We start from the raw sequence: 9,789 nt of genomic DNA, 5'->3' as shown, positions 1-9,789 counted from the left end.
CCGAGCGCGGCGTGCTCGCGTTCGAGCCGGACCGCGACCAGAATCTCGCGATCTTCGGGGCGGGTGGGTCGGGCAAGTCGTCGGCGCTGCGCTCGATCGCGGTCTCCGCCGCGCGAGCCGACGTGGACGTCTACGCGATCGACTGCGCGTCGGGGGCGCTTGGGATGATCGAGCCGCTCCCCGCCGTCGGGGCCGTGGTCGCGGGCCACGACGCCCCGCGCGTGCACCGGCTGCTTCGCCTTCTGCGCGAGACCCTCGACGACCGGAGGGAACGCTACGGAACGTCGACGATCGATGAGATACGGGCGCGGCGGAAAGGCGCGGACGAACCCCGCAAGCTGTTGCTGATCGACGGCTACGACGCGTTCACCAAGATCTACGACACCGCGCGCCCGGGGTCCGCGCACGCGGTTCTGCACTCCCTGATGCACGCCGGTCGAGCGTTCGGCATCCATGTCGTCCTCACGGTGGATCAGCCGAACGGGTTGCGAGCGGTGGGCACGACCGTGCAGAAGACCGTCGTCCTGCGGCAATCCGACCAGGACGTCTACTCGCTGCTGCGGGTCCCGAAGGACCTGGTGTCGCCGGAGTCCCCGCCCGGACGCGGAATCGTCGCCGGTCTCGAGGTGCAGATCGCCGTGCCCGGCGGCAGCGCCGACACGATCGCCCAGTCCGATGCGATCGACGGAATCGCGGGCGAGCTGGCGAAGCGCGGTCGTCGACGCCCGCCGGCCGTGGGCGTGCTGCCGGAGACGGTCGCCGTCTCGGAGTTGTCGGCCCGCGCCGACGGTCGTCCGGTGCTCGGGCTCGACGACGACACGCTCGCCTCGCGGGCGTTCACCCCCCGCGGCATCATCGCCGTCGCGGGCCCGCCCGGCGCCGGAGCACCCGTCGTCCAGGTGATCGCAGAGGCGGCGCTCGCGGCTGCCGACGTCGTGCCCCGACGGGTGTTCCTCTCGCGGTCGGCGTGGACTCCCGAGTGGCTCGACGGCTGGGATCAGGTCGCGACGACCGAGCAGGCCATCCGCGATGTCGTCACAGAACTGGCTGTCGGCCTCGCCCCCGGTACCGCACCCGCCGACCGGCCGCTCCTGCTGGTCGTCGAGGGCCTGGCCGGGATCGGTGCGCCGTCGAGCGAGATCGAACGCACTCTTCGCGGGGTGCTCGACGGCGTCGCGCGCTCGGCCGACGGTCTGGCGATCGTCGAGGAGTCGACCCGGCAGTGGTCGCGCTTCGGGGCGATCACCGAGGACGTGCGCTGGAAGGCGTCGCTCGCCGTCGTCCTGTCGAGCTCCCCCGAGGACGTCGCCTACTTCGGGGTGGCACCCCCCGCCGGGCAGGCCGCCGCCTTCCCGCCGGGTCGCGCCTTCCTCGTCGAGGATCGGCGGGTCTCGCTCGTCCAGGTCGCCGTGCCCGATCCCGCACCCGCCGGGTAGGTGGGGACCGTTCCCCATGGACCGGGACCATTCCGGCCGATACCTTCGGAACGCCCGGACTCACCGCATCCGACGAGAGGAACGCGCACTATGGATGCCAGCAAGATCATCGTCGACTACGACTCCGTCAACGAAGTCGCCACAGCCATCGACACGGCCAAGGCCGACATCCAGCAGAAGCTGGTCGAACTCCGCGGGCGGGTGGAGACGATGGCGGAGACCGCGTACGTCGGGGTGGCCGGCACGGCTTTCCGAGACGCATTCGTGCAATACATCACCGACGCCGACCAGGCCATCGACAACAACCTCGGCGTCCTCGCGCAGCGCCTTCGCGGCACGCCCACCACGCTCAGCGAGTGGGAGCAGAGCCAGGCTGGATCGTACTGAGCCATGACCGCCGAGGGATCCGGGATCGACGTCGACTACGTACGCCTCGACGCGCTCGACGTGGACCTCACCCGCGCCCTCGGCACGCTCACCGACGACCTCGAGGTCTCGGCCGGGCTGGCGCTCGTCGTCGGTGACGCCGGGCTCGCGGCGGCGGCCATCGACTTCGGTCAGGACTGGAACTTCCACCGGTTCGTCATCCGCGACCAGGTGGAGTGGCTCCGCGACTCGCTGCGCAATGTGCGCGTGTCCCTCCAGGAATGGGAAGCGGCGCAGAAGCGGGCGACGACGGGATGACCGTCAACGTTCCGCCGCGGCTGGCCGGCGATCCCGGCCGGATCCTCGACTACGCGGCCCGATTCGGTGAGACGGCGGCCGCTCTGCGCCGTGCCGCGACCGAGTTGCGTGCGCTCGCGGACGACGGCGTCGCGGTGAGCATCGTCATCGACGTGGTACGCGAACGCGCCGGCCTCACCGCGATCGAGGCGGCCAATGTCGCCACGAGGTACGAGGGAGCCGCCGCGGCCTACCGCACGTTCGCGTCTCGGCTCGAAGAGGCCCAGGCCAAGGCCGAGGAGGCCCGCGCGGCGATCGACGCCATCGACGGCCCGGCCAATCAATGGGGCTTCCGCGAACGTTCACTCGAACAGGCCGAACTCTTCCAGCTCGGCCCGAAGTCCGACGAGCTCCTGGAGGCACAGGCGCGGGTCGCCGCGTACGAGCGCGACTACACACGCGCCATGGCCCGCTACCACGAGGCGGAAGAGGATGTGCGCGATGCCGCCCGGGCGGCCGAGCAGGCGCTGCACGGCGCGGCGTTGGCGGCGCGTCTCGACGATTCGCTCATCCAGCGGATCGCCGCGACCGGACAACAGGGGTATGAGTTGCTGCAGCGCTACCTCGGCAACTACATCACGTTCGCACGCGCCGGCCTGGAGCTGGTGCGCGCCGGTCTCGACCTGCTCGCGATCGGTTTCGGTGCTCTGGGATTCGTGTTCCCCGTGCTCCTGCCCGTCGCGTTCACCCTCAAGGCGGTGTCCGCCGTCCTCTCGGTGCAGATCGCCAGCGCTTCGCTCGCCCTCGTCGCCCTCGGCCGCGAGGGGGTCGGGGTGGCGATCAAGGACGCCGTGCGCGCGGCCCGGGATGTGGCGGAGCGGATCTCGCTCATTCAGAAAGCGGCGCGGATGGGACCGCTTGCACCGGTCGTCCTCCTCGAGTCCGCGGCCGACGACGTCCTGCCATCCAGTCCGCAGGATGTCGCCGGCGACTTGGCCCTCAGCACCCTCGACATCGGCCTCGAGTACGGTCTCGACGTGCGCTACGACGCGTACCCGAGCTTCGCGGGGCCGGCCTGGGGCGACCGCGACACCATCGTGGTCGACGAGAACTGGAGCTGGCGTCTCGACGGCTTGAAGTCGGGAGAGGCCGCGACTGAACTCCAGGAGGACATCTCGTTCGACGCCCTCAAGCTCCTCCCGCTGGGCGGGATCGCCGGCGCGGTCAACGAGCTCGACGAGGAGTGGCGGGAGTTCCAGGCGACTGTCTCGGGCAGCGGGTCGTGACGGGCGGCCTGCGGCTCGTGGTGCCGGGCCGGTGGACGCCGATCGAGTCGGTCCCCGAGTCCTCGTCGGCTCGCGGCTCCGCCGAGCGGATCCTCGGGCGCCTGCCGCCCGGCCCACGCGCCAACTGGATCACCCTCGGGCCGCGACGCGTCATCCGGGCGCTGCTGTCGGTGCAGCTCGTCCCGGATGCTGACGCCTCGTTCCATGAACGGTTCCGGGCTTCCGCCACCGATGGCGCGCGCGGGTCGGATCGCGGAGAGCACTCCGTTGTCGCACGCGCACTCCCGGCGGGCCGTGCTCTCGCCGTGCACGGCCTCGAGATCGAGCACGGGGCCGAGGGCGTGCCCGACACCGTCATCGAACGCGCCTCCGTGGCTCTGCGATTCGACTCGGCCGCGGTCGTCGCCGTCTTCGTGCTGGGCGCGCGCGACCTTGCGGCGGGTCAGGTGTTCCTCTCTGACCTCTGGGCGATCGCGGCCTCCGCCCGCTTCGAGGACCTCAGATGAGGCCGCGGTTCGTGTTACCCGGACGCTGGGGCCGCATCGGTCTGGAGAGCCCCGGCGCGCGCCGCCGTTCCGCGAAACGCTTAGTCGAGTCGGCGCTCGGGCGTGCCGACGAACTCGCCTCCGCGCGGGGCGAGCTGCGAGGCCGCATCGAGACGGTCGCCGAACTCGCGGCGACGTCCGGGGCTGCAGACCTCTACTTCGCTCTCGAGATCGCGGACGGCGTCCCGTTTCCGGCGTGGCTCACCGTCTACCGGCTGGATGCCGCGACCCTCGATTTGCCCGCATTGGGTCTCGAGCGACTGACCCGGTTCCTGAGCGACTCGCTCGACGGCGGGTACGAGCCGATGACACCGGCCGAAACGTTCGGAGTCGTGCGCCACGCCTGGCGCAGGCCCGCGGGCGGGCCTGCGGACGACATCGGCGAGATGGTCGAAGTCGACTACTGGGTGGCCGCGGCGGAGCCGGCCCGGATCGCCCGCCTCACCTTCGCCTCGCCGATGATCGGGTACCAGGACGAGCTGATCGACCTGTTCGATGCGATCATCGGCACGCTGGAATGGCCGGTGGAGGCCGCGCACTACAACTAGCGGTCGATCACCGCCGCACGGCACCGCCGAGGGCGGCCAGGCGCGTGAGCAGCGCGGGCCGGGCGACCACCCAGCCGACGATCATCACGACGAGCGACCCTGCGAACACCACGAGCCCGATCCACGATTCGTCGTCGCGTCCGGCGTACATGTGGTTGAGGTTGCGCAGCGCCCCGGTCGCGAGCACGAGCCCGACGTGCACGACGGTGAAGGCGACGAAGTAGAGCATCACGAAGACGTGCAGGGCGCGCACCGGCTTCTCGGGCACGAACGCCAGACGCGGCGGCCAGATCGACGACAGGCGCAGCCCGGTGAACAGCGCCAGCGGTGCCGCGACGAACACGGTGAAGCCGTACATCAGCAACTGCAGCGCGTTGTAGTGGATCCAGCCGTTATGGGTCGGCCAGTCGAGCGAGAGGTACTGGATGCCGACGCTCAGCGCGTGCGGGACGACATCCCACGACACCGGCACGAGCCGCAACCACTGGCCGGTGGGGAACAGCAGCACCCAGTAGAGCAGGCCGTTCAGCACCCATAGGGCGTCGAGCACGAGATGGAACCAGACGTGGATGCTGAGCCGCCGCGGCGGGTTCTTCGTGCGGATCAGGCCGTCGTTCCTGCGCGTCCAGAAGGCCGGCGGGCGCTTCCCCGATCCGATCTGCAGGCCGGTCCGCACGATGAGCAGCAGGAAGAACGCGTTGAGCGCGTGCTGCCATTGCAGCCACCACGGGAAGCCGACGGGCGTGCCCGCGGGGATCGCCGTCTCGCCCGGGTGGGTGGCGATGAACGACTGGATGTCGGGCAGCGTCCGCAGCCACTGGGCGACCAGCACGGCGGCCACGAGGAGCACGACGCCGATCGGGATGAGCCACAGCAGAGGGATCCATCGCCGCGCCACGGCTCCACCGTAGCGCGACCTAGGATCGAAGCATTGTGACTCCGTCGAACGCGCCCGCCTCCGACCGGCCGACGGCCCGGCACATCCTGCTCCTGCTGCTGGTCGGGGTGATCGGCGGCACCTTCTCGGGCGCGCTCGGCGTCGGCGGCGGCATCATCATGGTGCCGCTCATGCTCGCCCTGCTGAAGTTCGACCAGCGCCGGGCGGCGGCGACTTCGCTCGCCGCGATCGTGCTCTCCTCGATCTCGGGCGCCGCCAGCTACACCCTCGCCGGGCACACCGATCTCATTGCGGGGTTGCTGCTCGGAGCGGGCGGCGTCGTCGGATCCCTCATCGGTACCCGGCTGCTGAAGGTGCTGCCGATCGCGGCCCTGCGCTGGGGATTCATCGCCCTCCTCGTCGTCGTGGCGGTGCGGATGATCCTCGTGGTGCCGGAACGCGGCGAGGGCATCGACATCGGGGTCGCGTCGGCGATCGGGCTCGTCGCGGCGGGCCTCGTCGTCGGCACCCTGGCCGGGATGTTCGGAATCGGCGGCGGCGTGCTCATCGTCCCCGTGCTCGTCGCCGTGTTCGGTGCCAGCGACCTCGTCGCGAAGGGCACGTCGCTGCTCGCGATGATCCCGATCTCGATCGCCGGGTCGATCGCGAACATCCGCAACTCGCTGGTGCGCCCGCTCGACGGACTCGTGATCGGAGCGGCGGCGCTGCTCGCCTCGTTCGGCGGGGCGGCGATCGCGTTCATCATGCCGCCGTGGCTCTCGTCGCTGCTGTTCGGATTGTTCGTCGCGGCGACGGCGATCCAGTTGACGATCCGGGCGATCCGACTGCGACGCTCGAAGTAGCCTTCTCGGTGGTCGAGTAGCGGCCGCAGGCCGCGTGTCGGGACCCTCAGACGTCGAGCGTCTCGCCCGGCTGCAGTTCGGTGAAGGTGCCGCCGCCCTGCTCGGTCGCCCAGGTGAGCCGGGCGACGCCGAGCTGTTTTCCGGCGACCGACAGCGTCATGTCGTGGGTGTAGAAGGCGCGCTTCGGCTTGACCGCGAGCACGTAGTCCATCGCGTCGCCGATCTTGAGCCAGGGGGCGCCGATCGGAGCGGCGAGCGTCCCGACCTCGACGCCCGGAACGGCGTACGAGTCGCCGGCGTAGTAGAACTCGTCGTTGACGAGCACGCCGAGGTTGTCGATCCCCGGGATCGACGCGTGGATGACCTCGTGGTCACCGCCGAAGAATTCCAGCTTGAAGGCGCCCGCCTGCACCACGTCTCCGGCGGCGACCACTTCGACCTCGAACTCGTCCCCGGCCGCCGTGGCGACGCCCTGGGGAGCGATGATTCTCGCGTCCTGGTTCTTCTCGAGGATGCGCCGGAGGTGCTCGGGCGTCCAGTGGTCGGCGTGCTCGTGCGTGATCACGATCGCGACGACGTTCGGGAATTCGAGCGGCGTGAAGAACGATCCCGGGTCGAGGACGATGCTCTCGTCGGCGACGGTGAGCACGAGGCAGGCGTGTTCGTATTTGGTGATGCGCACGCAGCGACTTTACCGGGGAGCGAGCATCCGAATACCCCCGGGGGGTATGGTGTTGACATGATCGACGATCTGAAGAAGCGTGCCCTGCATCGCTCCCGCATCCTCGAAGGACAGCTGCGCGGAGTGACGAAGATGATCGAGAACGAGGAGTACTGCGTCGACATCATCACCCAGACGCTCGCCATCCAGAAGTCGCTGCGCAGCCTCAACAAGCTGCTCGTCGAGAACCACCTGCGCACCCACGTGACCGACATGTTCGCCGCCGGCGGCGACACCCGCGACGCCGCGGTCACCGAACTGTTGACCGTCTTCGAGCTGGAGAACCGATCCAAGTGACCACCCACGACCACGACACCCACCACCACGACACCCACGACCACCACGCGGAGCACGGGGCCGAGCACGGCGCCCACGATCACTCGCACCACGGGGCGAACTTCCGACTGCTGTTCTGGATCTGCCTCGGGCTGACCGTGCCGACACTCGTCTTCTCGACGGGGCTTCAGGAGATCCTCGGGCTGCCCGGCCCGCGTTTCCCGGGGAGCGAGTACATTTCGGCGGCCTTCGGCACCGCCGTCTTCGTGCTCGGCGGCCGGGTGTTCCTCGCCGGCGGGTGGTCGGAGCTCCGGGCGCGCACACCGGGGATGATGACGCTCATCTCGCTCGCCCTGCTCGTCGCCTTCGGCTACTCCCTCGCCGTGCTGCTCGGATTCCCCGGCATGGACTTCTGGTGGGAGCTGGCGACCCTGGTCACGATCATGCTGCTCGGGCACTGGATCGAGATGCGCGCCATCTCGGGCGCCCGCGACGCGCTCGGCGAGCTCGCGAAGCTGCTGCCCGACGAGGCCGAGCTGGTGCACGGCGACCACGTCATGACGGTTCCGCTCGCGAACCTCGCGGTCGGCGATCGCGTGCTCGTGCGTCCGGGTGTGCGGGTTCCGGTCGACGGGGAGGTGGTCGACGGCGAGTCCGAGCTCGACGAGTCGCTGCTCACCGGCGAGTCCGCTCCGGTCGCGGCCGGGATCGGATCCGCCGTCGTCGCGGGCAGCGTCAACGGCGCCGGCTCGCTCACCGTGCAGGTCACGAGACTCGGCGACGACACCGCGCTCGCCGGCATCTCCCGGCTGGTCGCCGAGGCCCAGGCGAGCCGGTCGGGAGCGCAGTTGCTCGCCGACCGCGCTGCCGCGCTGCTGTTCTACGTCGCCCTCGCCGCCGCCGCGCTCACGCTCGTCGCGTGGCTGTTCCTGAAGCCCGACGACCCGGCGTTCGTCGTCGAACGGGTCGTCACCGTGCTCGTCATCGCCTGCCCGCACGCGCTCGGCCTCGCGATCCCGCTCGTCCTCGCCATCACGACGTCGCTCGGCGCACGCCGCGGCATCCTCGTGCGCGATCGCGCCGCCCTCGAGGACGCGAAAGACGTGGATGTCGTGCTGTTCGACAAGACCGGCACCCTCACCGAGGGACGCCTGGGTCTCGTCGCCGTCACCCCGGCTCCCGGAGTCGACGACGCCGAGGCGCTCGGACTCGCGGCTGCGGTCGAGGCGAAGTCCGAGCATCCGATCGCTCGCGCTCTCGTGACGGCGGCCCGCGAGCGGGGGATCAAGGTCGCCCGGTCGGCGAAGTTCACCTCCCTCGCCGGGCGGGGCGCGCAGGCGAGTGTCGGCGGCCGCGAGTTGCGCGTCGGCAGCTCTCGCGTCGCCACGGAGGCCGGCATCCATCTGGACCCGGTCCTCGTGCACGCGGCTCGGGATGCTCAGCGGGACGGGTCGACCGTCGTGCACCTGCTCGAAGGCGACCGCGTTCTCGCGTCGTTCGCTCTCGCCGACGTGATCCGCGCCGAGTCGGCCGAGGCGGTCGCCGCGCTGCAGAAGCGCGGAGTGCGCGTTGCGATGCTCACCGGGGATTCGCACGAGGTCGCGCACCACGTCGCCGACCGGCTCGGCATCACCGAGGTCTTCGCCGAGGTGCTGCCCGCCCAGAAGTCGGCGACGGTCGAGAAGCTCCAGGAGGGCGGCATCCATCGGGTGGCGATGGTCGGCGACGGCGTCAACGACGCCCCGGCCCTCGCCCGGGCCGACGTCGGCATCGCGATCGGCGCCGGCACCGACGTCGCGATCGAGTCGGCGGGAGTCGTGCTTGCCTCCGACGATCCCCGTGGCGTCGTCGACATCCTCACCCTGAGCCGTGCCGGGTACCGCAAGATGCTGCAGAACCTCGCCTGGGCTGCCGGGTACAACGTGGTCGGGCTGCCGCTGGCCGCCGGGGTGCTCGCGGGTGTCGGATTCCTCATGCCGCCGGCCGTCGGCGCCGTCGTGATGTCGGTGTCGACGATCGTCGTCGCGCTCAACGCCCAACTGCTGCGGAGGCTGCGCTTCCGGCGCTGAGAAAGCTGCGATACTCGGGCGCATGCCCGCGACGTCGCGTCCGAAGAAGCTCGTGGTCGCCATCAACCCGTCGGCGTCGTTCGGGGCCACCCGGGCCGTAGGCCCCGCCGTCGTGCAGACGCTGCGGGCGATGGGGCACGAGGTCACGTCGCTCACCGAGCCCGACTTCGAGTCGCTCATCGTCTCGGCGCGGGCGGCGGTGAAGAGGCGTCCCGATGCGCTCGTCGTGGTCGGCGGCGACGGGATGGTGAACCTCGCGACGAACCTGGTCGCCGGCACGAAGGTGCCGTTCGGTCTGATCCCGTCGGGCACCGGCAACGACATGGCCCGCGTGCTGGGCATCCCGTACGACGACACCGAGGCGGCCATCCTCGCGCTCGACGCGGCGCTCACCGCGGGGCCGCGCACGATCGATGCCGGGAAGATCACCTGGGTCGAGAACGGCCGCACGCGCGAGCGTTGGTTCGCCTGCGCCCTCTCCGCCGGGTTCGACGCGATCGTCAAC

General features: G+C 70.5%; 12 protein-coding genes. 10 read left to right on the top strand and 2 right to left on the bottom strand.

The features are described from left to right. The 6 genes from ACILQS_RS13340 to ACILQS_RS13315 all read left to right on the top strand — a co-directional run. A partial coding sequence (locus ACILQS_RS13340) for an FtsK/SpoIIIE domain-containing protein (RefSeq protein ID WP_395640622.1) occupies positions 1 to 1,436 on the top strand: 1,436 nt, incomplete at its 5' end. A gap of 90 nt (positions 1,437 to 1,526) precedes the next feature. After that, the gene (locus ACILQS_RS13335) at positions 1,527 to 1,823 is read left to right on the top strand and encodes a WXG100 family type VII secretion target (RefSeq protein ID WP_395640621.1); all 297 of its coding nucleotides are present in this window, start codon (positions 1,527 to 1,529) and stop codon (positions 1,821 to 1,823) included. Between the two features lie 3 nt (positions 1,824 to 1,826). Further along, a complete protein-coding gene (locus tag ACILQS_RS13330) occupies positions 1,827 to 2,120 on the top strand; it encodes a hypothetical protein (RefSeq protein WP_395640620.1) in 294 nt (97 codons plus the stop codon). Continuing rightward, positions 2,117 to 3,385 (top strand): hypothetical protein, encoded by a 1,269-nt coding sequence (locus tag ACILQS_RS13325; protein WP_395640619.1) that lies wholly within the window; start codon positions 2,117 to 2,119, stop codon positions 3,383 to 3,385. The genes ACILQS_RS13330 and ACILQS_RS13325 overlap by 4 nt, the downstream gene beginning before the upstream one ends. After that, positions 3,382 to 3,891, top strand: coding sequence for a hypothetical protein (locus tag ACILQS_RS13320; protein WP_395640618.1), 510 nt, complete (start codon positions 3,382 to 3,384; stop codon positions 3,889 to 3,891). Before ACILQS_RS13325 ends, ACILQS_RS13320 begins: the two co-directional genes overlap by 4 nt. Further along, on the top strand, positions 3,888 to 4,478 hold the full coding sequence (locus ACILQS_RS13315) for a hypothetical protein (RefSeq protein ID WP_395640617.1): 591 nt from the start codon (positions 3,888 to 3,890) through the stop codon (positions 4,476 to 4,478). Before ACILQS_RS13320 ends, ACILQS_RS13315 begins: the two co-directional genes overlap by 4 nt. Positions 4,479 to 4,485: 7 nt before the next feature. On the opposite strand, the gene ACILQS_RS13310 is transcribed toward ACILQS_RS13315, so the two are convergent. Next, a complete protein-coding gene (locus tag ACILQS_RS13310; protein ID WP_395640616.1) occupies positions 4,486 to 5,376 on the bottom strand; it encodes a cytochrome b/b6 domain-containing protein in 891 nt (296 codons plus the stop codon). A gap of 35 nt (positions 5,377 to 5,411) precedes the next feature. Here ACILQS_RS13310 and ACILQS_RS13305 point away from each other — a divergent pair, with 35 nt between their 5' ends. After that, complete coding sequence (locus ACILQS_RS13305; RefSeq protein ID WP_395640615.1) at positions 5,412 to 6,218, top strand: sulfite exporter TauE/SafE family protein; 807 nt, start codon at positions 5,412 to 5,414, stop codon at positions 6,216 to 6,218. 46 nt (positions 6,219 to 6,264) lie between these two features. Here the strand turns inward: ACILQS_RS13305 and ACILQS_RS13300 are convergent, their stop codons facing one another. Next, complete coding sequence (locus tag ACILQS_RS13300; RefSeq protein ID WP_395640614.1) at positions 6,265 to 6,900, bottom strand: MBL fold metallo-hydrolase; 636 nt, start codon at positions 6,898 to 6,900, stop codon at positions 6,265 to 6,267. A 57-nt stretch (positions 6,901 to 6,957) separates the two neighbouring features. Between ACILQS_RS13300 and ACILQS_RS13295 the strand changes: the two genes are divergently transcribed. The 3 genes from ACILQS_RS13295 to ACILQS_RS13285 all read left to right on the top strand — a co-directional run. Further along, positions 6,958 to 7,236: a metal-sensitive transcriptional regulator gene (locus tag ACILQS_RS13295; protein ID WP_395640613.1), complete on the top strand. Its 279-nt coding sequence runs from the start codon at positions 6,958 to 6,960 to the stop codon at positions 7,234 to 7,236. Next, positions 7,233 to 9,284 (top strand): heavy metal translocating P-type ATPase, encoded by a 2,052-nt coding sequence (locus tag ACILQS_RS13290; protein WP_395640612.1) that lies wholly within the window; start codon positions 7,233 to 7,235, stop codon positions 9,282 to 9,284. The genes ACILQS_RS13295 and ACILQS_RS13290 overlap by 4 nt, the downstream gene beginning before the upstream one ends. Positions 9,285 to 9,306: 22 nt before the next feature. Next, positions 9,307 to 9,789: diacylglycerol/lipid kinase family protein (locus ACILQS_RS13285; protein WP_395640611.1), on the top strand; the 483-nt coding region annotated here is incomplete at its 3' end.

This window comes from Pseudolysinimonas sp., assembly GCF_044239695.1.
GTDB lineage: Bacteria > Actinomycetota > Actinomycetes > Actinomycetales > Microbacteriaceae > Pseudolysinimonas_A.
Note: the sequence above shows the minus strand (reverse complement) of the source record. Positions and strands in the feature narration are given on the sequence as shown.

Excerpts from the sequence above, each read along its gene's own strand:
- ACILQS_RS13335 (WP_395640621.1), top strand. The coding sequence starts at position 1,527 with ATGGATGCCAGCAAGATCATCGTCGACTACGACTCCGTCAACGAAGTC.
- ACILQS_RS13325 (WP_395640619.1), top strand. The coding sequence starts at position 2,117 with ATGACCGTCAACGTTCCGCCGCGGCTGGCCGGCGATCCCGGCCGGATC.
- ACILQS_RS13295 (WP_395640613.1), top strand. The coding sequence starts at position 6,958 with ATGATCGACGATCTGAAGAAGCGTGCCCTGCATCGCTCCCGCATCCTC.
- ACILQS_RS13330 (WP_395640620.1), top strand. The coding sequence starts at position 1,827 with ATGACCGCCGAGGGATCCGGGATCGACGTCGACTACGTACGCCTCGAC.
- ACILQS_RS13315 (WP_395640617.1), top strand. The coding sequence starts at position 3,888 with ATGAGGCCGCGGTTCGTGTTACCCGGACGCTGGGGCCGCATCGGTCTG.